This is a genomic window from Mangrovimonas sp. TPBH4 (genome assembly GCF_001280505.1).
Lineage (GTDB): Bacteria > Bacteroidota > Bacteroidia > Flavobacteriales > Flavobacteriaceae > Mangrovimonas_A.
This window is the reverse complement of sequence record NZ_LBIO01000057.1, coordinates 153,935-176,133: the sequence shown is the minus strand read 5'-3', so window position 1 is coordinate 176,133 and position 22,199 is coordinate 153,935. Positions and strand designations below refer to the sequence as shown.

The following is a 22,199-nucleotide window of genomic DNA, read 5'->3' as shown; positions in this document are numbered from 1 at the left end:
TACCTTAAGCCCTTTAAAAATCCATTTGTGCTCCTACTGGTAGGCTTTGCCGTTTGGATGCTCTTTTTTGATGCCAATTCTTGGTTTATTCACCATGAACTCAATACTGATATTAAAGAATTGGAAGATGAAAAGGAGTACTACCAAAAAGAGATTGCCAAGGACAAAAAGGCCATTAAAGCCTTGAGCACCGAAGAAGGGCTTGAAAAATTGGCCAGAGAAAAATATTATATGAAAAAAGCTGACGAAGAGATTTATATCATTGAATACGTAGACAGCTTAACAAAACAATCTTACCATGAGTAAACTGGTATTTAATGAGTTTGAGGAGGTATCTTCCAAACAATGGAAACAAAAAATACAAGTAGACCTTAAAGGTGCCGATTATAACGACACCCTTATCTGGAATACCAACGAAGGGATTGATGTAAGGCCGTTTTATCATCTGGATGAAACGGAACTGCCATTTCCCTCCCCCAATACCAAAGCCTCTCTATGGGCCATCAACCAGACCATTTTTGTAGCAGATGTTGAAAAGTCCAACGCCAAAGCCAAAGAGGTTTTAAACCGCGGAGCCGAAAGCATCACCTTTATCGTTCCCTCTTCTGGAGTGAATATAAACGTTTTAATGAAAGGACTTCCAAATACAGAAACAACCTTTCATTTCACCCTGCAATTTTGCTCAGATACCTTTGTAAAAGAACTAAAAAACCTGTTGGGAACCACGCCTCACACCGTACAAATTGACGTTATAGGGAATTTGGCCAAAACAGGAAATTGGTACCGCAACTTAAACAGTGATTTTGAAGCCTATAAAAGCATTGTTGCCATTACCAATGGAATTACTATCAATATGGAGCTCTACCAAAATGCGGGAGCCAATCATGTGCAGGAATTAGCGTATGGCTTGGCCCATGCCAATGAATATCTCAATCATTTGGAGGGTAACCCTGCAATTAAGCCTACTTTCAAAGTGTCCGTGGGTAGCAATTACTTTTTTGAAATTGCAAAGCTTAGGGCGCTACGTCTACTTTGGGCCTCCTTGGCTGCCGAATATAAGGCAGACGAAACCTGCCACATAATGGCCACACCTACCAAGCGCAACAAAACCCTGTACGATTACAATACTAACATGCTACGTACCACTACGGAATGCATGACGGCTATTTTGGGAGGAGCAGATACTGTGGGCAACTTGGCTTATGATGCCATTTACCACAAAGACAATGAATTTGGCGAGCGTATAGCACGCAACCAACTTTTGATGCTCAAACATGAAAGCTATTTCAACAAGGTGAACAATCCTGCCGATGGCGCCTATTATATTGAACAGCTCACAGAACAATTGGCAGAAAAAGCCTTGGAATTGTTTAAGGACATAGAACAGCAAGGCGGCTTATTGAGACAGTTAAAGGAAGGCACCATTCAACGTAAAATTAAGGAAAGTGCCACAAAAGAACAGGAAGCCTTCAACAAAGGGGAACTAGTACTTTTGGGCACCAACAAACACCCCAACCCAGAGGATAAAATGAAAGACGAGTTGGAACTTTACCCCTTTTTAAAAACCAATCCGGTAAAGACCCTTATTCCGCCAATCATAGAAAAGCGATTGGCAGAAGCCCTGGAACAACAACGAATCAAATCAGAATAACCAAATCATTTAAAAATTATGAAATTTAAATTAGTGACATTATCAGTAATCTTAAGTTTTACCTTGTTCAACTGCAAACAGGAATCCAGCACACCGGAAATCCCTCTATTGTATGCCAACCGCAATGAAATCAAGCTCTGCAATACTAAGGACTCCTTATTATTGAACGAAGCCCTGCAGTCCTTTGAAACGGATCTATTGGACACCTATGGAGATGAAAAAAAGAACAGCAATAGAGCCTACACCCAATTTTTCAATGCTGTGAGAACCAAAAGAATCGACTATACCGTAATGGTTTCAGACCATACCAAGGAAGTCATGGAAGCCTTGAAAACTCAACCGGGGCTCTGGGCAACCGATGGAACAGAATACCACCTAAACTACAACAGCCCTATTGTAGAGTGTGTAAGAACAAATATGGCAGAGTCGGGATTTAAAACCACTTTCAATGCCTTATTGGACACCAATAGTATGAGCTACAGAATGTATGGAGAGGCTATTAGAAAACAAACAACCATCTTAAGCAAGGATAAATACTTGGCTCTTTTTGTTGCCTTGGATATTTACTACGCCAAATTGTTCAATGTGAATTTCACCAAAGCTGAAGGAGCAGCTTCAAACATTGACTTTAATGCGGCTCCTCCCAAAAAAGAAGACAGCCACGAAGGACACAACCATTAAAATTGATAAAAAAATTGCCCTCTATCGAAAGGAAATTATAAAAATATAAAATTCAATATGGCAATGGTGTTCTTCAAAAAATGATACTCTAATGCAAAGAAAAAACCTTCAACATATAAGTCTAAAAAGGACTTTGACTGCTTCTCAAGAAAGTGCTCAGGATACCTTTCAAACAGCCGAGGACATTCCGGTAAAAAGCACCTATTCCCAAACTGATTTAAAAGAGGTGGACCACCTTAACTTTGTCGCAGGGATAGCCCCCAATTTACGAGGTCCCTACAGTACCATGTACGTGAGACGTCCTTGGACTATCAGGCAATATGCTGGGTTTTCCACAGCACAGGAAAGTAACGCCTTTTACAGAAGAAATTTGGCCGCGGGTCAAAAAGGACTCTCCGTAGCCTTCGATTTGGCAACTCATAGAGGCTATGACTCCGATCATGAACGCGTTGTTGGAGATGTGGGAAAAGCAGGTGTAGCCATTGACTCCGTAGAAGACATGAAAGTGCTTTTCGACCAAATTCCATTGGACAAGATGAGCGTTTCCATGACTATGAACGGCGCCGTATTGCCCATCATGGCATTTTATATTGTGGCTGCCGAAGAACAAGGCGTAAAACCAGAACAACTCTCTGGAACCATCCAGAATGACATTCTCAAGGAGTTTATGGTGCGTAACACCTACATCTACCCACCTACGCCTTCCATGAAGATCATTTCGGATATTTTTGAATACACCAGCCAGCACATACCAAAATTCAACAGTATCAGTATTTCTGGCTATCACATGCAGGAAGCAGGTGCTACCTGTGATATTGAATTGGCATACACTTTGGCAGATGGTTTGGAGTACGTACGTAAAGGATTGGATGCCGGCATGGACATAGATACCTTTGCCCCCCGTCTATCCTTCTTCTGGGCCATTGGAATGAACCACTTTATGGAAATTGCCAAAATGAGAGCCGCGAGAATGCTCTGGGCAAAACTCATCAAACAATTCAATCCTAAAAATGAAAAATCATTGGCATTGCGCACCCACTGTCAAACCTCTGGTTGGAGCTTGACAGAGCAGGATCCTTTCAACAATGTAGCTCGCACTTGCATTGAGGCAGCAGCTGCAGCTTTTGGAGGGACACAATCCCTGCACACCAATGCGCTGGATGAGGCCATTGCCTTACCAACCGATTTTTCTGCTCGTATTGCCAGAAATACGCAAATTTACCTTCAGGAAGAGACGCAGATCGCCAAAACAGTCGATCCTTGGGGAGGCAGTTATTATGTAGAAAAGCTCACCCATGACATTGCTGAAAAAGCTTGGGCTCTTATCGAAGAAGTCGAAGCCCATGGCGGTATGACCAAAGCCATTGAGGCTAGTATTCCTAAAATGAGAATTGAGGAAGCAGCTGCCCGAAAACAGGCCCGCATCGATTCTGGACAAGATATTATTGTTGGAGTGAACAACTACCAATTGGAGCAGGAAGCCCCTATCCAAACTTTGGAAGTAGACAACCAAACCGTACGAAACCAACAAATAGAACGTTTAAACAGACTGAAGGACAATCGGAACAATGAAACCGTACAACAGGCCCTATCAAAATTGACCGAAGCTGCCCAAAATGGTGTTGAAAATTTATTGGCATTAGCGGTGGAAGCAGCTCGTGAACGTGCAACTTTAGGAGAAATCAGTGATGCCTTGGAAACGGCCTTCGGACGTTACAAGGCACAAATAAAATCAGTTTCAGGCGTGTACAGTAAAGAAATAAAAAACGACGATTCCTTTAATAAAGCTAGGGAATTGGCCGATAAATTTGCTGACCAAGATGGTCGCAGACCCCGTATTATGATTGCCAAAATGGGCCAAGACGGTCACGACAGAGGCGCCAAAGTAGTAGCTACGGGTTATGCCGATATCGGTTTTGATGTGGATATCGGCCCACTATTCCAAACTCCTCAAGAAGCCGCTAAACAGGCGGTGGAAAATGACGTCCACGTATTGGGAGTATCTTCCTTGGCAGCAGGTCACAAAACACTTGTTCCCCAGGTTGTAGACGCCCTTAAAGCTTATGGCAGGGACGACATACTGGTAATTGTAGGTGGTGTAATCCCTAAACAAGACTATCAATACTTATATGATGCCGGTGCAGTTGCCGTATTTGGTCCAGGGACCAAAATTAGCGATGCCGCCATAAAAATATTGGACATTTTGATTGCTGAATAGGCTTTCTAAATATCCAAAAAAGCCCCAATAACCCCCTGTGAGCCTAAGACTGCTTTGAAACTAAACGTTTAACGTTTGTTAACAAATTACGTTTTTTAAACTCACAAATAATCGTATTTTTACCAGGACAAAAACCAAATCAATTAATGGGTAAAATCATTGCAATTGCAAATCAAAAAGGAGGCGTTGGAAAAACAACGACCTCGGTAAACTTAGCCGCTTCTTTAGGTGCTTTAGAAAAAAAAGTATTGCTGATCGATGCCGATCCTCAGGCCAATGCAACCTCTGGTCTTGGTATTGATGTTGAAGGCATTGAAGTTGGAACCTACCAATTATTGGAGCATACATTGCCTGTTGAGGAATGTATCATGCCTACAGAGTCCCCAAATGTAGATATCATTCCTGCGCATATCGATTTGGTGGCCATCGAAATTGAATTGGTAGATAAGGACCAACGCGAATACATGATGAAAAAGGCCATTGGCCACTTAAAGTCAACTTACGACTATATCTTGATCGACTGTGCCCCTTCTTTGGGCCTTTTGACCTTGAACGCCCTAACGGCTTCCGACTCGGTAGTTATTCCTATACAATGCGAGTATTTTGCTTTGGAAGGATTGGGCAAATTGTTGAACACCATCAAGAGTGTTCAAAAAATCCACAACCAGGATTTGGATATCGAAGGCATGTTGTTGACTATGTACGATGCCCGTTTACGTTTATCCAACCAAGTAGTTGAGGAGGTTCAAAAGCACTTTAGCGATATGGTATTTGAAACCATTATCCAGCGTAATGTGCGTTTGGGAGAGGCGCCTAGTTATGGTGAAAGCATCATCAACTATGACGTGACCAGTAAAGGCGCCGTAAATTATTTAAATTTGGCGAAAGAAATCATTAAAAAGAATGAGTAATGGCGAAGGCAACAAAAAAACAAGCCTTAGGAAGAGGACTTTCCGCACTTCTTAAGGACCCTACCAATGATATAAGTTCTGTTCAAGATAAAAATGCCGATAAGGTTATTGGCAATATTGTGGATTTGGATATCACAACCATTGAGATCAATCCATTCCAGCCCCGTACCAATTTTAACGAAGAAGCCCTTCGCGAATTGGCCACGTCCATCAAGGAACTTGGTGTCATCCAACCTATTACGGTTAGAAAATTAGATTTCAACAAATACCAATTGGTATCTGGAGAGCGCCGTTTTAGAGCCTCCAAATTATTGGGCTTGGAAACCATTCCGGCCTACATCCGTATTGCCAACGACCAAGAGTCTTTGGAAATGGCCTTGGTGGAAAACATCCAACGCCAGGATCTGGACCCTATAGAAATCGCTTTGTCCTACCAACGCTTGATTGACGAAATCAACTTGACTCAGGAACAAATGAGTGACCGCGTTGGGAAAAAGCGTTCTACTATTGCCAACTATTTGCGATTGTTGAAATTGGATCCAATCATCCAAACAGGAATGCGTGATGGCTTTATTTCCATGGGTCATGGTCGCGCTATCATCAACATTGAGGATCAAAACGCCCAATTGGAGATTTACGAAAAAATCATTTCCAATAAATTATCCGTACGTGATACCGAAGCCTTGGTAAAAACCTACCAAGAAGAAAAGACCGTTAAAGTACCGAAAAGCAAATCGGGCGATCAAGAACTACCTGTGTTCATCAAAGATGGAATTAAGGAGTTCTCGGAATACTTTGGACACAAAATCAACGTTAAAGTTTCCAAGAATGGCAAAGGGACCATTTCCATTCCCTTCCATTCCGAAGAAGATTTTAACCGTATGCAAAAATTAGTTAAAGGTGTCAAATAAGCTTTTTTATAGTACGCTTTTTTTCATTCTATGTCATCTTTCAGGTAACGCTCAAACTAAAACGGACAGTACGGCTGTAAACACCGACCTAATGGTGGTACAAGACAGTGTAAAACGTCGTCCATTGAATATATTGGCCCCTTCAAAGGCTGCTTTCTATTCTGCTGTGTTACCTGGTTTAGGACAGGCCTACAACAAGAAATACTGGAAAATCCCGATTGTTTATGCAGCCTTGGGAACCGGTATTTACTTTTATGTAGACAATAGTAAGCAGTACGACCGCTACCGTGATGCCTATAAACGCCGCTTGGCAGGTTTTAAGGATGATGAGTTTTGGGGAGAAGATTCCGAAGGCAATCCTTTGGAGAATCCGAGACTTTCAAACGACGGACTCATCAGAGCCCAAAAAACCTTACGAAGCAACAAAGAAGTGTCACTCTTGGTGACCTTGGGACTTTATGCCCTTAACATTATAGATGCCAATGTCGACGCGCATTTACTGCAATACAACATCGACGAAAACTTGGCATTGAAACCTCACTTTAAATATAACGAACAAGATAATAGTTCCGATTTGGGACTTACCCTCAATTTTAAATTTTAGATCATGAAAATAGCCTTATTGGGATACGGAAAAATGGGAAAGGCCATTGAAGCCATTGCCATCGACCGTGGACACTCTATCGTAATTAAAGCCAATGCCGATACCGATGATTATGACATTACCGAAGCTGATGTAGCCATAGATTTTAGTGTGCCCTCTTCGGCATTTAAAAATATTTCCAAGTGCCTTAGTAACGGGGTGCCTGTCATTTCAGGAACCACTGGATGGCTCCAGGACTATGACAAAGCTGTGGAGCTTTGCAACGCCAATGAAGGCGCCTTTATTTATGCCTCTAATTTCAGTCTTGGGGTGAACCTCTTTTTTGAATTGAACCGTGTGTTGGCCAACTTGATGAAAGGACAACCTCAATACCAAGTGAGCATGGAGGAAATCCACCACACTCAAAAATTGGATGCCCCTAGTGGTACTGCCATTACTTTGGCCGAAGGGATTATCGATAACAACAGCACCTTCAACAATTGGACTTTGGAAGCGCCACAAGAGGACCAAATCCAAATTGAAGCCAAACGTATTGCCGACGTTCCCGGAACCCACATTATCAACTACGATTCTGAAATCGATTCCATTCAAATTTCACATACCGCACACAACCGTCAAGGTTTTGCTTTGGGAGCCGTGATTGCTGCCGAATGGATTGTTGGAAAAAAAGGTGTATTTTCAATGAAAAATGTGTTAAACATTGGTTAAGGAGTGCTTTCTTCGTACCATTTTCAATACATTTCAACCCACTAAACTCTAAAACATGACATTATCTCAATGGTTTATCTTTTTCCTTGCCGTACAAGTAATCCACGGCTTGGGAACCTGGAAACTTTATGTTAAAGCAGGACGTCAGGCATGGGAAGCATTTGTTCCCGTTTACAATGCCGTCATCCTCATGAAAATCATTAACAGACCATGGTGGTGGACCATTTTGTTATTTGTTCCTATTGTGAACCTGATCATGTTCCCCGTGGTTTGGGTAGAGACAGCTAGAAGCTTTAAAAAGAATTCTACAACTGATACCCTTTTGGCAGTGGCCACTCTAGGATTTTACAATTACTATTTAAACTATGTCGCGGATGTTGAATACGTTGAAAATCGTGATTTGCATCCCCGCACTGCTTTTGGAGATTGGGTGAGTTCCATCTTGTTTGCCATTGTGGCCGCAACCATTGTACACACCTACTATATACAGCCATTTACCATTCCTACCTCCTCTTTGGAAAAGACGCTTTTGGTAGGTGATTTCTTGTTTGTAAGCAAGGTGAATTATGGGGCAAGAATCCCAATGACAACAATTGCAGCACCTATGGTGCATGATACCATTCCGGGTGCAAAGATAAAATCCTATATCCCTAAATTGGAGTTGCCTTATTTAAGGCTTCCTGGTTTTGAAGATATAGAACGCAACGATATTGTGGTGTTTAACTGGCCTGTAGATACCATGTTGGACATGTACCACACCGATAAGTATTACTACAAGCCTATCGACAAAAAAACAAACTATGTGAAGCGTTGTGTGGGTATTCCAGGGGATTCTTTGGAATTAAGAGATGGCTATGTTTACATCAACGGAGAGCAAAATGACCTTCCGGACCGTGCTAAGTTACAGTTCTCCTATGAAATCACTTTTAAAAGAAATATTCATCCACAGGAAATTGTAGCGATGTTGAACCGTTACGACATTACAGACGGTTTGGCCTATGGAAGAACTCAAGGGTCTTATTTAATTCCTGCTGCTTCCAATGAAGCTATTGCTCGTTTAAAAAACCACCCAGATGTAGGGGACATCGTTTCTTTAAAAAGTCCTAAAGGAGAACGGTCTTCAGGGATTTTCCCAAGTAATGTAGCCTACAATTGGAACAATGACAATTTTGGTCCTTTGTACATCCCAAAAGAAGGCGCAACCATTGATTTGAACCTAGAAACATTGCCACTTTACAAACATCTCATCACCCATTACGAAGGGCATAAAGTGTCTGTAAATGGAAACCAAATCCTTTTGGACGGGCAACCTAGCACCAGTTACACCTTTGCGAAGGACTATTACTGGATGATGGGAGACAACCGTCACAACTCTCAGGACTCCCGTGTTTGGGGCTTTGTACCCTTTGATCACGTGGTTGGGAAACCGGTATTTATCTGGATGAGCTGGGCCAATGGAAAACCCCGTTGGGAGCGTTGGTTTACGACGGTTGAAGGATCTGGAAAACCTACTTCATATTTAATTCCGTTCTTGGTGTTATTGGCAGGTTGGTTTGGCTTCAGCAAATGGAGAAAACGCAAAAAGGAATAAGCACTTCCCAACTTTTAAAGAGAATAAAACATATATGGATATTGTCATACATCCCACCTATTTCCCTAATGTGGCACATTTTGCAGCACTATTGCAAGCAGACCGTGTCACTTTGGAAATGTGCGACAATTACCAAAAACAGACCTATCGTAACCGCACCTATGTATATGCAGCAAACGGAAAGTTATTGTTGAACATTCCTATTAGGCATACCCAAAAAAACAGACAGCTATACAAGGATGTAAAAATTGCCAACGATACCGACTGGCAATTACTTCATTGGAAATCTTTGGAATCGGCCTATCGTACCTCTCCTTATTTTGAGTTTTACGAAGCCGATTTGGAACCTTTGTTCAAAACACCTTTTGAATATCTTTTGGACTTCAACTTAAAATGTTTTGAAACCATTTGTGAGTGCTTGCAAGTGGAAATTGATTTTGATCGTACTTTGGAATATCAAAAAGATGTTGTGGCTCCTATTAAGGATTTTAGAAGCCTAGTAAACAGCAAAGGAGAACCACAAAGGAACTTTGAGCCCTACACACAGGTATTTGGAGACAAACATGGCTTCATTTCCAATCTAAGCATCTTGGATTTGCTGTTCTGTGAAGGTCCAAACGCCATTACGTATCTGGAAGCTCAGAAACTACAAAAGTAATGCTACAAACTCTCATACATTACGGGATTCACTTTGTGCTTCCCGTGTTTGTTGCTATAATCTTCTTTAAACCGAAATGGCTATTGGCTACCCTCATCATGTGGGCCTGTATTGCCATAGATTTAGACCACTTGCTGGCAACCCCTATTTTTGATCCCACACGCTGTAGCATCAATTTTCATCCACTCCACACCTATTATGCCATTGCAGTTTATGCTGTACTCTCCTTTTGGAAACCCAGTAGAATTTTGGGAATAGGCCTACTCATTCATATTTTGGCAGACTCGGTAGACTGTTTAATGATGCAGCTTTAATTTGGTCATGATGGGATAATGATCAGACAGTTCTATGTCGAAGGTTTTAAAGCTGTTCACCTCAAAATCCTTGTCGGCCAATATAAAATCAATCCGAACTGGGAAAAATTTAAAGTTGAAAGTCCTTCCAAAACCATTGCCAGCCTCTACAAAAGTATCCTGAAGATCCCCTTTGATTTCTTTATACACATAAGAATAAGCCGTATTGTTAAAGTCTCCACAAATAATCATTTTATACGGACATTTAGCCTTGTTTTTTAAGAAGAGTTCTGTCTGACTTTGTTGGAGCTTAAAAGTCCCACCAACGCGCTTAAAAAGGTTCTCTGAGGATTCGTTGGCCAACTTTTCCATATTGGGGTCAATCCTTAGGGATTGTAAATGCACATTGTAGATCCTGATGGTATCCTTCATTTTCACTATGTCGACATAAATGGCATTATTGGAAGAATTGGGAAACTCAATGGAGCCCGAATTTACTATGGGATATTTTGAAAAAATGGCCTGTCCACTCTTTACCTTATTCCCCGAAACCTTTTCAAATTTGTGGTAATTTTTAAGTTGAATAGTTTCATCCGGCCGGTATTCCTGCAGGCTTATGATATCAGGCTGTTGTTCCTTGATAAAGCCCAACATCTCTTTCTTAACGTCCCTATCTTTGATCCATTCAAACAAATTGAACAAACGCACATTATAAGTCATCACCGAAAGGTTGGCCTCATCTTCCACATCTTTGGAAGACGAAAATTTATAAAGTGAGAACAGATAGGTATAGCCTAAACTAAGCACCAAAAGCGACAACAGTAATTGCTTTTTTACTTTGAGCAACCAATAAATAACAAATAAAATATTGAGGAGTATCAATACAGGCACCGCCAGACTGAGTACCGATAGAAAAGCAAATTTGCCAGGCGATACATGGGGTAAAATATAAGACAGCAGCAACATCGTTGCGACAATGGAATTAATGAAGAATACTAATTTTTCAATGACTTTTAGTCGCTTCATACAGTCTTAGTCCTTTCCGGCTTTAAACAAAAATGATTTCTCCTCCTGCGTCAAACTTTCATAGCCACTCTTCCCTATTTTATCCAAAATAAGGTCAATACGTTTTTGTTTGGTGAATTCGTTAAACTCTTCTTTGTTGTGTCCTGCAAAGGATTTGGATTTTCGTCTATGTACAGTTTTCAGGGGAGATTTCGGCTTAAACCATCCTTCTACCTTATTCATAAAACTTTCAAACCTTTTCCCGATATCCTTGCCTTTGCTAAGCTGTTGCGCATAAACATACCCTAGTAAGCTTCCTCCCAAATGCGCTACATAACCTCCCTGATTTAAACTAAACAGTCCTAAAACATCTATCACTACCATGGCCACTCCAATATACCATAGCTTGATATTAAAGGTCATCAAACGCGCTTCTTTGTGGGGCATATAGGCACTCAAAAAAATAATCAAGGCACGTACGCCTGCAGAGGCACCAACTAAAGTTCCTACATTTTTTAACTGTGATTGTGGAAATAAATTGTAAACCAACAAAAAGGCCAATCCGCCACACAAAATGCCCAAAAAGTAAACGTTCAGAGCCATTTTGGTTCGAAACAAATTGAGCATCATTTGAGAAATAAAGTACAGAATAAGCATGTTGAGCGCTACATGCCAAAAGCCATAGTGTACAAAACCGTAAGTAAAAATAGACCAAGGTTGATGGATAAAATCACCAAAACGTTTTGGCATTTCAAACCAATGCAAACTGGTGCCATAGGCCTTAAACAGTATTAAGGAAATAAGAAACACCACAACATTAATGCCTATGATTTTTTCAAAGGCATTCAATCGCTTTAGTTTATACTGTATGTCCTGACTTAAGGAGGTCATATCAATACCATCTATTTTTATTAAACTGTGTTTTTTTCCAATACCACATTATGATAAACCCTGTCAAAGCGCCTCCAACGTGCGCCATATAGGCCGTATTGCTTGGACTAAAGAAAGACTGTCCCGTAAGTGCTGAAATGACATCCAAAATGATAATTCCGGGAATAAAATATTTCGCCTTTATAGGAATAGGCAAAAAGATGAGCATGAGTTTTGCTTCCGGATTCATCATCCCAAAGGCTGCCAAAATCCCCATGATACAACCTGAGGCCCCTACCATGGAAGCCATTGTAACCTTGTTCATTTCAAATAATTCCGCAAATGCATTTGTATCAATCACTGCACCTCTATAATCAAAATCATTTAAAACTGTTTTTAATCCATTATGAAAAAGCTCAGGTTTAATATAACCTCCTTCTATAGCATTTATATTAACAATTGAATTTAACAAATCTGAACTTAAATTTAGATCCCCAATTCCAAAAGCTGCCGAATAATATTTAAAGTAATAAAAGCCAAGCTGGAATAGCACTGCTCCTAATCCAGCTGAGATGTAAATAAACAAAAACTTTTGGCTTCCCAACTGCTGCTCCACTGCGCTTCCAAACATCCACAAGGCCAACATATTAAACCCTAAATGAAAAGGGCTGAAATATTGAAGACTCGCGCCTCCATGCATAAACATATGGGTAATGATTTGCCAAGGTTGGAAAAGATCATTTTTTGGAAAATACAAGGCAAATAATCTGTAAAACAATTCTCCATTCCCTATTAACATAGTAGCAACAAACATAATCACATTAATGATAATGAGATGTTTTACGGTATTGGTAATCCTAATCATAATCTACATAAATTTTTTATCCAAATCGTCCACACTCATCGTAATAAATGTGGGTCTATTTGTGGGTGACACAGAAGGCTCTTTACAGGCAAAAAGGCTGTTCACCATATGCTCCTGCTCCAATTTGGTAAGCGATTGCCCTGTTTTAATCGCCAAACTTTTGGCAATGGATTTGGCCAAAAGGTCGGTGGCACTAAAACTGCTGTCCGGGACTTCCTGCTCTACATCGCTGATGAGCTGCTCCAAAATAATGGAGACTTCACTTTCAGGAACGTTGATAGGAACTCCGGTAATCTCTACAAGATCCTCACCGAATTGCGAAAATATAAAGCCCGTGGACTCCAAATCTTCCTTAAGACTCTCTAAAATAGGAATTTCATTTGATGAAAAGTGCAATTCCAACGGAAAAAGTAGCTGTTGGCTTACCGCTTCCTTAACCGTCATACTTTTTAGCAGGTTTTCATAGAGAATACGTTGGTGGGCCCGGTGCTGATCGATCACCAACATACCGGACTTAATGGTACTTACAATATATTTGTTATGAACTTGATAGGTGTTTTGAGTCGCCCCCACTTCATTGTCCTGAAATAAAGGCTCAGTAGTTTCTTCACTTTCAAATTCTACCTCACTGAAATCTTCTTCATCTCTGGTCCCTTTGGACTCCAAACCAACATACAGACTTTCCCAACTAGCACCAGTATCTTTCTTGAAAGACACAGCTGAAGCACTTCCGCCACCTGAGGACGAACGCTTGGGAGCCATCTCCTCTGCAAAAGGGTTGAAGTTTCTGTCTACTTCAATAGTAGGGGTTGCAGCCGCCTTGTTTTTATAGTTATAGGGCGTATCCAAATTGGTATCCAAATCGAAATCCAGAACCGGTGCAATATTGAACTGTCCCAAACTGTGTTTTACAGAAGACCGGATAATGGCATATAGGGTATGCTCGTCATCAAATTTAATTTCGGTTTTAGTTGGGTGAATATTGATATCAATCGTTTTGGGATCTACCTCTAAATTCAAGAAATAACTTGGGTGTGCTCCATCTTTTATCAGTCCTTCAAAGGCTGAATTAATGGCATGGTTAAGATAGGCACTCTTTATAAAACGGTCGTTTACGAAAAAGAACTGTTCGTTGCGGTTCTTTTTGGCAAATTCAGGCTTGCCAACAAAACCGGATATCTTTAAGACCTCCGTTACCTCATTTACCGGCACCAATTTTTCATTGGTTTTGTTCCCAAAAATATTCACCACACGTTGCCTGTAATTACTGGCCGGAAGGTTGAAACTTTCACTGCCATTATGATACATCATAAAGGCAATATCAGGATGTGCCAAGGCCACCCTCTGGAATTCGTCGATGATATGCCGAAGCTCCACAGTATTGGACTTTAAAAAATTACGTCGGGCCGGAATATTAAAAAACAAGTGTTTTACGGCTACCGAGGTACCTTCTGGTGTAACCACCACTTCTTGGGCAGTTATCTCACTACCCTCAATGGTAATTTGCGTCCCCAATTCCTCCTCGGGTTGGCGGGTTTTAAGCTCTACATGGGCAATGGCTGCAATACTGGCCAAGGCCTCCCCTCGAAAACCTTTGGTATGCAATCCGAACAAATCCTCGGCCGCCCTGATTTTTGAGGTCGCATGGCGTTCAAAGCTCAAGCGTGCATCGGTGGGGCTCATCCCCTTTCCGTTGTCGATGACCTGGATAAGCGTTTTTCCAGCTTCTTTTATAATAAGTTTCACCTGATTGGCGTCGGCATCAATAGCATTTTCAAGGAGTTCCTTTACCACGGAAGCAGGTCGTTGCACCACTTCCCCGGCAGCTATTTGATTGGCAACGTGATCAGGTAGGAGTTGTATGATGTCTGCCATTAGGGTTTTGAAAAGAATATAGACAAATCGAAATCGATGATAATTAGGAATATTAAGATCAAGATCCCCACAATAATCAAGACACGTTTGTTGGCGCCCATGGTATCTGGATTGTTCTTATAATCTTCCCAAGCATTGTTGACCTTTGTTTTCAGACCTCTGTTGTTGCCTACGGTCTGCCTGTAATCATCAAACTTATGCTTCAGTTCATAAGGACTCCCCTCACCTTTATAGTATCGTGGTGTATACTCGAATTTTTTGTTCTTTTTTAAGCTAAATATTCCCATAATGTTTCTGTTATTCGTAACGACTTAAAATGTATAGTAGTACTAGAACAGCAATCAAAAATAAGACCAAAAAAGGAAGTGAGGTAAAAAAAGATTTTTTTCGGCGGTTGGCATCCCTAACTTCCTTCCATTGCGACTCCATAGTGTCTTTGGCTTCCTTCTCCTCTGTTTTTAAATGTTTGGGAGTATAGCTATACCGCTTGTTTTTTCGTTGGCCAAATAAATTCACTATAAAATTTCGTCACTATTACACTTCAAATGTACTTAAAATACAAGGAAATATCATGCTTGGCGTGCTAAAAAATGTTAACACACCTAAGTTGTAAAAATTGACATTGGAATTGGATTGGCTCTAAGCGTTTTGGCGCAATACAGCCATTTTTATGGCCGCTACAGCTGCTTCTACACCTTTGTTACCGTGTTTCCCTCCGGAACGGTCTATGGCTTGCTGCATGGTATTGTCTGTCAACACACAAAAAATAACAGGAGTATCATGTTGCACATTCAAATCCTTGATGCCTTGGGAAACCGCTTCGCACACAAAATCGAAATGTTTGGTCTCCCCTTGGATCACACTCCCTATGGCTATGACAGCATCCACCTGTTGTTGCTGCATTTTTTTGCTGCCGTAGATAAGTTCATAGCTTCCCGGCACGTGCCATTGCAGAATGTTTTCTGGAAGTCCTCCGTGTTCTACCAAAGTGTCATAAGCCCCTTGAGCCAGTCCTTCGGTGATGATATCATTCCATTCAGAAACAACAATCCCAAACCGAAAGTCTTTCGCGTTTGGGATTGTGTTTTTATCGTATTGAGATAAATTTGTCGTTGCCATATTATAGAGCTGCTTCCGCTCTACCTATGAAAACATCAATGTTTGTTGCTTCGGTAGAGTCTGGAAATTCATTTTTGATACGCTTAAAGTACGTCAAGGCTTTATTGGAATCTCCCAACTTATTGGCTAGGTTAGCTGCCTTAAACAAATACAATGGCGTTGTAAATTCATTGCTAGAAGCATTAATAGCCTGCTCGTAGTATCCTAAAGCATCTTCCAATTGGTTCAATTGTACGAAGGCATCACCAATACCTCCTTTAGCCAAAGGCGCCAACATGATATCGTTACTAGAAAAGTTGCTTAAATACTCGATGGCATTTTTGTAATCCTTAAGGTTTAAATACGCCATACCCGCATAATAGTTGGCAAGGTTTCCTGCTGGAGTTCCACTGTGCTTATCAGCAATATCCACCATTCCGTACTTACCTCCAGAACCTTCTAATGCCAAGGTGAAAAGAGAATCCTTTTCAGTACCGTTTACCGCTTGGTCAAAATACTGTTGTGCGGTGAACATATCGTTCATTGCTTCTTCAGCTTTTGGCTCGGCAATAAATTTATTATATCCCAAATACCCCAATAGAATAAGCGCAACAGCACCTACGGTAACCAAAATGGCTTTTTGGTTCTTTTCTGCCCATTCTTCAGTCTTAGAAGCAGATTCATCCAAGGTGTTAAACACCTCAGCTGTAGTGGAGTGCTCGTCTACAATCTCTTCTTCTTGTGGTTCTACTTTAGTCTTTGGTTTATATCCTCTTTTCTTGTAAGTTGCCATATATTCTGTATTAATGCGCCGCAAAAATAAAATTTTTATTGATAAATAAAAGGCAATTTTTTTGTTATTTTTAATAATTTGCACCGCCTTTTGCAGAACTGGAGCAAAAACACATCTTACATTCTCATTTTATGATTTTAAAGTCTCTTTCATTAATCAACTATAAGAATTTTGAAAGCCAATCCTTTACGTTTGATAGCAAAATCAATTGTTTTGTTGGGGCCAACGGCATTGGAAAAACCAATGTATTGGATGCTATTTACCATTTATCCTTCGGAAAAAGCTACTTCAACCCCATCGCCTCACAAAACATCAAACACGGTGAGGACTTTTTTGTAATCGATGGTGTTTTTGACCGTGAAGAGCGCTCCGAAAAAATTATTGTATCCCTGAAGAAGGGACAGAAAAAGGTCATTAAACGTAACGGCAAAGCATATGACAAGTTTAGTGATCATATAGGTTTTATTCCATTGGTGATCATTTCTCCTGCCGATAGGGACTTGATTCTGGAAGGTAGCGAAACCCGACGCAAGTTTATCGACAGTGTGATTTCGCAAAGTGATAAGGTGTATTTAAACAACCTCATCAATTACAACAAGGTGCTTTCGCAACGGAATGCCTTATTGAAGTTTTTCGCTTTAAACAATACCTTCAATGCCCAAACCTTGGAAGTTTACAACGAACAATTGCACCAGTACGGCTCCGCTATTTTTAAAACCCGTGATGAATTTTTAAAAACTTTCATTCCTATTTTCAAATCGCGCTATGAAGCCATTAGCAATAGCATGGAAACGGTGAATCTCAGCTATAAAAGCGATCTTTTTGAGCACGACCTATTAGAACTTTTCGCCCAAAACCTTAATAAGGACAAGGCTTTGCAATACACTAGTAGAGGCATCCATAAGGACGACCTTAACTTTGAAATAGAGGATTACCCCATCAAGAAATTTGGAAGTCAAGGTCAGCAAAAGTCCTTTTTAATTGCCTTAAAACTGGCACAATTCGACTTTATAAAACAACAAAGTGGCGTTACTCCCATCCTACTTTTGGATGATATTTTTGACAAACTGGACGAACATCGCGTAGCCCAGATTATAAGTTTGGTGGACCACGAACATTTTGGGCAATTGTTTTTAAGCGATACCCATGCGGACCGTACGGAAAGTATCATCAAGCAAATTCACCAATCTTACAAGATTTTTAAACTGTAAATCTTCTTTCCTCTTAAAAAGAAAAGACAATCCTTGTATTTTCAACAAGTATGGCAGACCTTTGGATTTCAAAGTTTACAGTAGATGAAATTCAAACTTTTCTTTACGGTTTTAGCCTGTTTCACCTTACTCCATTGTGGAAAAAATCCAGAGACATCCCTTCAACACCTTAATGGATACTGGGAAATCAAGGAAGTCACCTTGGCAGATGGCTCTAAAAAGGAATACACTTTTAGTAACTCTATCGATTTCATAGAGGTCAATGACAGCCTAGTTGGTTTTAGAAAAAAATTAACCCCTACTTTGGAAGGCAAGTTTAAAACTTCTGGCGATGCGGAAAATATTAAGGCTATCATACAAAATGACAGTTTGATTTTGGAGTATACCACTCCTTTTTCCAACTGGAAGGAAACCGTCTTGAAGGCTACCGAGGACAAACTTTTAATCCTCAATGCGCGGAAAGATTTGTACCTTTACAGTCGTTACGAACCTTTAGAACGTATCAATTAATGGCAAAACGGCACAGTGAATATTTAAGCATCAGTGAGGTACTCAAGGAATTTGTAGATACCAACAACCTGCAGGACGGCCTAGACAAAATAGATGTGAGGGATGCCTGGGCAAAGATGATGGGAAATGGCGTGAACAACTATACCACAGCCATTCAATTGGAGCGCGATACACTTTACGTACAATTGAGCTCTAGTGTACTTCGGGAAGAATTGAGTTACGGTAAGGAAAAAATTATCAGCATGCTCAACGAATCCTTGGGCAAGGAAGTAATCAAAACCCTTGTACTTCGTTAAAATCAAAACCTTATAAAAACAAAAAAACGCAACGGTACCGTTGCGTTTTTTTGTTTAAGGTACATGTACCTTAAAACATTTCTCTTCCTGCAAAGTGGAATGCACCTTCAATGGCAGCATTTTCGTCGCTATCACTTCCGTGAACAGCATTCTCCCCAATAGACTCAGCATACATTTGACGGATCGTTCCCTCAGCTGCTTCAGCAGGATTAGTAGCTCCAATCAAAGTTCTAAAATCCTCAACAGCATTTTCTTTTTCCAAGATAGCTGCTACAATAGGACCACGAGTCATATATTCCACCAACTCTCCAAAGAAAGGTCTTTCTTTGTGGATTGCATAGAAAGCCTCAGCATCTGCAGAAGTCATTTGAGTTAATTTCATTGCTACAATTCTAAATCCAGAAGCTGTAATTTTCTCCAAAATCGCACCAATATTCCCTTTTTCAACAGAATCTGGCTTAAGCATTGTAAATGTTCTATTTGTTGCCATTTTAATATATTAAATTATTCAGATTTTACGTTAGTGTTCCATAACGGTTTGACTACACAGCCTTTAACTTGTAGGCACCCCGTAATTTGGGTGCAAAAGTAATGCATTTCTTCATAAAAACCACATAAACCATTATTAAAAAATTGTATCTTCGCCCTCTATGACAAAGCAAGATATCAAGAACATCCAAACGCTTTTAAGCAGACCAAAACATGTTGTAATTATCCCTCACAAGAATCCAGATGGGGATGCCATGGGAGCCTCTTTAGGCCTATACCATTATCTTAAAAACATGAACCACGAAGTAAGGGTCATTGCTCCAAACGACTATCCCGACTTTTTAAAATGGATGCCCGCCGATGACCTTGTTCTAAAATATGAGTTCAACCGTAAAGAAAGTGATGTACTTATTAAAAATGCCGATTTGATTTTCACTTTGGATTTTAATGCCCTGAATCGCATAGGTGATATGGAAACACCGGTTAAGACTTCGGAAGCCATTAAAATAATGATTGACCACCATCAGCAACCAGACGATTATGCCCTTTACACCTACTCTGAAGTGGGCATGTCCTCTACCTGCGAAATGGTTTATCATTTCATTGACATGTTGGGGGATTTGGGATCCATCAATCCAGAGATTGCCACCTGCCTTTACACTGGAATCATGACCGATACGGGGTCCTTCCGCTTTGCGTCTACTACGAGTACTACCCATAAAGTGATTGCCCATTTAATAGATCAAGGTGCCGAAAACGCACAGATTCACAACAATATATACGACACCAATTCCTTTGAACGCCTGCAACTGTTAGGCCGTGCCTTAAGCAACCTTACGGTTTTGCCAGAATATAGAACAGCCTATATTTCATTGACACAAGAAGACCTAAACACCTTCAACTTTAAAAAAGGAGACACCGAAGGTTTTGTGAATTACGGACTCTCTGTAGAAGGCATTGTACTGGCGGTAATCTTTATTGAAAACCAACAGGAAGGCATTGTAAAAATCTCATTGCGAAGCAAGGGGGATTTCTCGGTGAACGAATTATCCCGCGCCCATTTTGAAGGCGGCGGCCATACCAATGCAGCCGGAGGAAAAAGCGATTTGTCCCTTGAGGCCACTATTGAAAAATTTATTAGTATATTACCGAGCTATAAACATGTCCTGAATCATGAATAAATATATACTAATAGGGCTCTTGGCAAGTTGTGCCATGGCCTGTAAATCTCCCGAAGCCCGAAAACCGGTCACGGTCAATAAGGGGTCCTTTATCAATTTATCGGTAGAGCGCAATATTAAACTCAATCAAAAGGAACGCGAATTCATTGAAGGTATCATTCAAAAAGACACCAGCAATACCTATATAGCTTCAGAAAGCGGATTTTGGTACTACTATAATACCAAGGTTGAACAGGATACCATCACGGCAAATTTTGGAGACATTGTCAACTTCGATTATAGTGTCACCGATTTAAGTGGCAACCAAATCTATTCCGAAGAAGAAATTGTCCCAATGGATTATGCCATGGACAAGGAAGAGCTGTTCACAGGCCTTCGTGAGGGTCTTAAATTAATGAAACCTGGAGAAACGGTAACCTTTTTCTTCCCGTCCCAAAAAGCCTATGGGTACTATGGTGATTCCAACAGAATTGGCACCAATACCCCACTTATTTGTAAAGTCACAGTTAATACTATAACCCAAACCCAAAATGATTAATATGAGAAACATGAAAAACAAAGTATTGCAATTATTTTTTCTTGTTGCCTTAATGACAACCACGGCATGTAACGACAAGTATCCTGACCTAGAGGATGGTTTATATGCTGAATTTGTTACCAACAAAGGAACCATGGTCGCCAAGTTATATTTCGACAAAGTTCCGGTAACCGTTGCAAATTTTGTTGCCCTTGCCGAAGGAAATCACCCAATGGTAAAGGAAGAATTTAAAGAAAAAAAATACTATAACGGTACTACCTTCCACCGCGTTATCGATCAATTTATGATCCAAGGAGGTGACCCAACTGCTACAGGTTCTGGAGATCCAGGATATAAATTTGAGGATGAATTTCACCCAGACCTAAAGCATGACAAGCCAGGTATTTTATCTATGGCCAATTCAGGTCCTGCTACCAATGGAAGTCAATTCTTCATCACCGAAGTACCTACTCCAAACCTAAACAACCGTCACGCTGTTTTTGGAGAGTTGGTTTTAGGTCTTGAAATCCAAGACAGTATTTCCAATGTGGAAACGTCTAAACCTGGCGACAAGCCAAAAGAAGATGTGGTGATCCAAGAATTAAACATCATCAGAAAAGGATCGGCTGCGAAAAACTTCGATGCGCCAAAAGTGTATATGGAAGAACTTCCTAAAATCAAGGAAAAACAAAAAGCCTTAAGAGAAGAGGCTAAGAAAAAAGCCGAAGAAGAGCGTTTGGCCAAAGAAGCTCAAAATGCTGAAGCTGGGGCTGCTTTTAAAGCTACCTTAGATGGTTACGAAGCCAAGGCTACTACCCTTCCTTCTGGATTGAAAATGTTCGTGATTACTGAAGGAACTGGTGAAAAACCAAACACTGGAGATATGGTAAAAGTAAACTACGAAGGTTACTTTGCCGATGGTCGTTTATTTGACAGTAACGTTAAGGACGTTTCTGAAAGACATGGAATGTTCAACGAAATGAGAGACCAACAAGGTGGATATCAACCAATGCCAATGAAAGTGAGCCCAGACGCCAATATGATTCCTGGATTTAAGGAAGGTGTTGCTGCTTTAAAAGGTGGAGACCGTGCATATTTCTATCTGCCATACCACTTGGCATACGGAGAGCGTGCCATGGGTCCTATTCCTGCAAAATCAGATTTGATTTTCATTATTGAATTGGTTGAGGACGCAGAATAATATTTCAATCCATATAAATAAAAAAGCCGCTATTAAGCGGCTTTTTTATTTTGGATATATAA

General features: G+C 40.5%; 25 protein-coding genes. 17 read left to right on the top strand and 8 right to left on the bottom strand.

Going from position 1 to position 22,199, the window contains the following annotated elements; genetic code table 11:
* The first annotated feature begins 27 nt into the window (after positions 1-27).
* The 11 genes from ZA05_RS13750 to ZA05_RS13700 all read left to right on the top strand — a co-directional run bounded on the left by ZA05_RS13750 (position 28) and on the right by ZA05_RS13700 (position 10,247).
* A complete protein-coding gene (locus tag ZA05_RS13750) occupies positions 28-306 on the top strand; it encodes a septum formation initiator family protein (protein ID WP_255350057.1) in 279 nt (92 codons plus the stop codon).
* Positions 299-1,651: a methylmalonyl-CoA mutase subunit beta gene (locus ZA05_RS13745; protein ID WP_053992264.1), complete on the top strand. Its 1,353-nt coding sequence runs from the start codon at positions 299-301 to the stop codon at positions 1,649-1,651. Before ZA05_RS13750 ends, ZA05_RS13745 begins: the two co-directional genes overlap by 8 nt.
* Before the next feature lie 18 nt (positions 1,652-1,669).
* On the top strand, positions 1,670-2,332 hold the full coding sequence (locus ZA05_RS13740) for a hypothetical protein (protein WP_053992263.1): 663 nt from the start codon (positions 1,670-1,672) through the stop codon (positions 2,330-2,332).
* 91 nt (positions 2,333-2,423) lie between these two features.
* Positions 2,424-4,550, top strand: a complete 2,127-nt coding sequence (gene scpA / locus ZA05_RS13735) for a methylmalonyl-CoA mutase (RefSeq protein WP_053992262.1) — start codon at positions 2,424-2,426, stop codon at positions 4,548-4,550.
* Between the two features lie 146 nt (positions 4,551-4,696).
* A complete protein-coding gene (locus tag ZA05_RS13730; RefSeq protein WP_053992261.1) occupies positions 4,697-5,461 on the top strand; it encodes a ParA family protein in 765 nt (254 codons plus the stop codon).
* Entirely contained in the window at positions 5,461-6,372 is a 912-nt protein-coding gene (locus ZA05_RS13725) for a ParB/RepB/Spo0J family partition protein (protein WP_053992260.1), read from the top strand. The genes ZA05_RS13730 and ZA05_RS13725 overlap by 1 nt, the downstream gene beginning before the upstream one ends.
* Positions 6,362-6,976 carry a DUF5683 domain-containing protein gene (locus ZA05_RS13720; protein WP_053992259.1) on the top strand — a complete coding sequence of 205 codons (615 nt, stop codon included), beginning with the start codon at positions 6,362-6,364 and terminating at the stop codon, positions 6,974-6,976. The genes ZA05_RS13725 and ZA05_RS13720 overlap by 11 nt, the downstream gene beginning before the upstream one ends.
* Before the next feature lie 3 nt (positions 6,977-6,979).
* A complete protein-coding gene (dapB, locus tag ZA05_RS13715; RefSeq protein WP_053992258.1) occupies positions 6,980-7,684 on the top strand; it encodes a 4-hydroxy-tetrahydrodipicolinate reductase in 705 nt (234 codons plus the stop codon).
* A 55-nt stretch (positions 7,685-7,739) separates the two neighbouring features.
* Positions 7,740-9,275 carry a signal peptidase I gene (gene lepB / locus ZA05_RS13710; protein WP_053992257.1) on the top strand — a complete coding sequence of 512 codons (1,536 nt, stop codon included), beginning with the start codon at positions 7,740-7,742 and terminating at the stop codon, positions 9,273-9,275.
* 34 nt (positions 9,276-9,309) lie between these two features.
* Complete coding sequence (locus tag ZA05_RS13705) at positions 9,310-9,933, top strand: WbqC family protein (RefSeq protein ID WP_053992256.1); 624 nt, start codon at positions 9,310-9,312, stop codon at positions 9,931-9,933.
* The gene (locus ZA05_RS13700; protein ID WP_053992255.1) at positions 9,933-10,247 is read left to right on the top strand and encodes a DUF6122 family protein; all 315 of its coding nucleotides are present in this window, start codon (positions 9,933-9,935) and stop codon (positions 10,245-10,247) included. Before ZA05_RS13705 ends, ZA05_RS13700 begins: the two co-directional genes overlap by 1 nt.
* Here ZA05_RS13700 and ZA05_RS13695 read toward each other — a convergent pair.
* From ZA05_RS13695 to ZA05_RS13660, 7 genes are all read right to left on the bottom strand, one after another.
* A complete protein-coding gene (locus ZA05_RS13695) occupies positions 10,230-11,252 on the bottom strand; it encodes an endonuclease/exonuclease/phosphatase family protein (RefSeq protein ID WP_053992254.1) in 1,023 nt (340 codons plus the stop codon). The genes ZA05_RS13700 and ZA05_RS13695 overlap by 18 nt on opposite strands.
* A 6-nt stretch (positions 11,253-11,258) precedes the next feature.
* A complete protein-coding gene (locus tag ZA05_RS13690) occupies positions 11,259-12,122 on the bottom strand; it encodes a rhomboid family intramembrane serine protease (protein ID WP_053992253.1) in 864 nt (287 codons plus the stop codon).
* Position 12,123: 1 nt separating this feature from the next.
* Positions 12,124-12,966 (bottom strand): rhomboid family intramembrane serine protease, encoded by an 843-nt coding sequence (locus ZA05_RS13685; protein ID WP_053992252.1) that lies wholly within the window; start codon positions 12,964-12,966, stop codon positions 12,124-12,126.
* 3 nt (positions 12,967-12,969) lie between these two features.
* Positions 12,970-14,841, bottom strand: a complete 1,872-nt coding sequence (gene mutL / locus ZA05_RS13680; RefSeq protein ID WP_053992251.1) for a DNA mismatch repair endonuclease MutL — start codon at positions 14,839-14,841, stop codon at positions 12,970-12,972.
* Positions 14,841-15,128, bottom strand: coding sequence for a hypothetical protein (locus tag ZA05_RS13675; protein ID WP_053992250.1), 288 nt, complete (start codon positions 15,126-15,128; stop codon positions 14,841-14,843). Before ZA05_RS13675 ends, mutL begins: the two co-directional genes overlap by 1 nt.
* A 352-nt stretch (positions 15,129-15,480) precedes the next feature.
* Complete coding sequence (ribH, locus tag ZA05_RS13665; RefSeq protein ID WP_053992248.1) at positions 15,481-15,960, bottom strand: 6,7-dimethyl-8-ribityllumazine synthase; 480 nt, start codon at positions 15,958-15,960, stop codon at positions 15,481-15,483.
* 1 nt (position 15,961) lies between these two features.
* Positions 15,962-16,732, bottom strand: a complete 771-nt coding sequence (locus ZA05_RS13660) for a tetratricopeptide repeat protein (RefSeq protein ID WP_053992371.1) — start codon at positions 16,730-16,732, stop codon at positions 15,962-15,964.
* Positions 16,733-16,863: 131 nt separating this feature from the next.
* Between ZA05_RS13660 and ZA05_RS13655 the strand changes: the two genes are divergently transcribed.
* From ZA05_RS13655 to ZA05_RS13645, 3 genes are all read left to right on the top strand, one after another.
* Positions 16,864-17,943: a DNA replication/repair protein RecF gene (locus ZA05_RS13655; protein WP_053992247.1), complete on the top strand. Its 1,080-nt coding sequence runs from the start codon at positions 16,864-16,866 to the stop codon at positions 17,941-17,943.
* 84 nt (positions 17,944-18,027) lie between these two features.
* Positions 18,028-18,453: a lipocalin family protein gene (locus tag ZA05_RS13650; protein ID WP_053992246.1), complete on the top strand. Its 426-nt coding sequence runs from the start codon at positions 18,028-18,030 to the stop codon at positions 18,451-18,453.
* Positions 18,453-18,749 carry a DUF721 domain-containing protein gene (locus ZA05_RS13645; protein ID WP_053992245.1) on the top strand — a complete coding sequence of 99 codons (297 nt, stop codon included), beginning with the start codon at positions 18,453-18,455 and terminating at the stop codon, positions 18,747-18,749. Before ZA05_RS13650 ends, ZA05_RS13645 begins: the two co-directional genes overlap by 1 nt.
* Positions 18,750-18,819: 70 nt before the next feature.
* On the opposite strand, the gene ZA05_RS13640 is transcribed toward ZA05_RS13645, so the two are convergent.
* Positions 18,820-19,239: a nucleoside-diphosphate kinase gene (locus tag ZA05_RS13640; RefSeq protein WP_053992244.1), complete on the bottom strand. Its 420-nt coding sequence runs from the start codon at positions 19,237-19,239 to the stop codon at positions 18,820-18,822.
* Positions 19,240-19,399: 160 nt separating this feature from the next.
* Here ZA05_RS13640 and ZA05_RS13635 point away from each other — a divergent pair, with 160 nt between their 5' ends.
* Genes ZA05_RS13635 through ZA05_RS13625 form a run of 3 tightly spaced genes read left to right on the top strand, consistent with a single transcriptional unit; the run spans position 19,400 to position 22,137 of the window.
* A complete protein-coding gene (locus ZA05_RS13635) occupies positions 19,400-20,419 on the top strand; it encodes a bifunctional oligoribonuclease/PAP phosphatase NrnA (RefSeq protein WP_053992243.1) in 1,020 nt (339 codons plus the stop codon).
* A complete protein-coding gene (gene gldI / locus ZA05_RS13630; RefSeq protein WP_053992242.1) occupies positions 20,412-20,957 on the top strand; it encodes a gliding motility-associated peptidyl-prolyl isomerase GldI in 546 nt (181 codons plus the stop codon). Before ZA05_RS13635 ends, gldI begins: the two co-directional genes overlap by 8 nt.
* A 1-nt stretch (position 20,958) precedes the next feature.
* Complete coding sequence (locus tag ZA05_RS13625) at positions 20,959-22,137, top strand: peptidylprolyl isomerase (protein WP_369793862.1); 1,179 nt, start codon at positions 20,959-20,961, stop codon at positions 22,135-22,137.
* Positions 22,138-22,199: the final 62 nt, after the last annotated feature.

Excerpts from the sequence above, each read along its gene's own strand:
- ZA05_RS13745 (WP_053992264.1), top strand. The coding sequence starts at position 299 with ATGAGTAAACTGGTATTTAATGAGTTTGAGGAGGTATCTTCCAAACAA.
- ZA05_RS13740 (WP_053992263.1), top strand. The coding sequence starts at position 1,670 with ATGAAATTTAAATTAGTGACATTATCAGTAATCTTAAGTTTTACCTTG.
- scpA (WP_053992262.1), top strand. The coding sequence starts at position 2,424 with ATGCAAAGAAAAAACCTTCAACATATAAGTCTAAAAAGGACTTTGACT.
- ZA05_RS13730 (WP_053992261.1), top strand. The coding sequence starts at position 4,697 with ATGGGTAAAATCATTGCAATTGCAAATCAAAAAGGAGGCGTTGGAAAA.
- ZA05_RS13725 (WP_053992260.1), top strand. The coding sequence starts at position 5,461 with ATGGCGAAGGCAACAAAAAAACAAGCCTTAGGAAGAGGACTTTCCGCA.
- dapB (WP_053992258.1), top strand. The coding sequence starts at position 6,980 with ATGAAAATAGCCTTATTGGGATACGGAAAAATGGGAAAGGCCATTGAA.
- lepB (WP_053992257.1), top strand. The coding sequence starts at position 7,740 with ATGACATTATCTCAATGGTTTATCTTTTTCCTTGCCGTACAAGTAATC.
- ZA05_RS13705 (WP_053992256.1), top strand. The coding sequence starts at position 9,310 with ATGGATATTGTCATACATCCCACCTATTTCCCTAATGTGGCACATTTT.
- ZA05_RS13700 (WP_053992255.1), top strand. The coding sequence starts at position 9,933 with ATGCTACAAACTCTCATACATTACGGGATTCACTTTGTGCTTCCCGTG.
- ZA05_RS13695 (WP_053992254.1), bottom strand. The coding sequence starts at position 11,252 with ATGAAGCGACTAAAAGTCATTGAAAAATTAGTATTCTTCATTAATTCC.
- ZA05_RS13690 (WP_053992253.1), bottom strand. The coding sequence starts at position 12,122 with ATGACCTCCTTAAGTCAGGACATACAGTATAAACTAAAGCGATTGAAT.
- ZA05_RS13685 (WP_053992252.1), bottom strand. The coding sequence starts at position 12,966 with ATGATTAGGATTACCAATACCGTAAAACATCTCATTATCATTAATGTG.
- mutL (WP_053992251.1), bottom strand. The coding sequence starts at position 14,841 with ATGGCAGACATCATACAACTCCTACCTGATCACGTTGCCAATCAAATA.
- ZA05_RS13675 (WP_053992250.1), bottom strand. The coding sequence starts at position 15,128 with ATGGGAATATTTAGCTTAAAAAAGAACAAAAAATTCGAGTATACACCA.
- ribH (WP_053992248.1), bottom strand. The coding sequence starts at position 15,960 with ATGGCAACGACAAATTTATCTCAATACGATAAAAACACAATCCCAAAC.
- ZA05_RS13660 (WP_053992371.1), bottom strand. The coding sequence starts at position 16,732 with ATGGCAACTTACAAGAAAAGAGGATATAAACCAAAGACTAAAGTAGAA.
- ZA05_RS13655 (WP_053992247.1), top strand. The coding sequence starts at position 16,864 with ATGATTTTAAAGTCTCTTTCATTAATCAACTATAAGAATTTTGAAAGC.
- ZA05_RS13650 (WP_053992246.1), top strand. The coding sequence starts at position 18,028 with ATGAAATTCAAACTTTTCTTTACGGTTTTAGCCTGTTTCACCTTACTC.
- ZA05_RS13645 (WP_053992245.1), top strand. The coding sequence starts at position 18,453 with ATGGCAAAACGGCACAGTGAATATTTAAGCATCAGTGAGGTACTCAAG.
- ZA05_RS13640 (WP_053992244.1), bottom strand. The coding sequence starts at position 19,239 with ATGGCAACAAATAGAACATTTACAATGCTTAAGCCAGATTCTGTTGAA.
- ZA05_RS13635 (WP_053992243.1), top strand. The coding sequence starts at position 19,400 with ATGACAAAGCAAGATATCAAGAACATCCAAACGCTTTTAAGCAGACCA.
- gldI (WP_053992242.1), top strand. The coding sequence starts at position 20,412 with ATGAATAAATATATACTAATAGGGCTCTTGGCAAGTTGTGCCATGGCC.
- ZA05_RS13625 (WP_369793862.1), top strand. The coding sequence starts at position 20,959 with ATGAGAAACATGAAAAACAAAGTATTGCAATTATTTTTTCTTGTTGCC.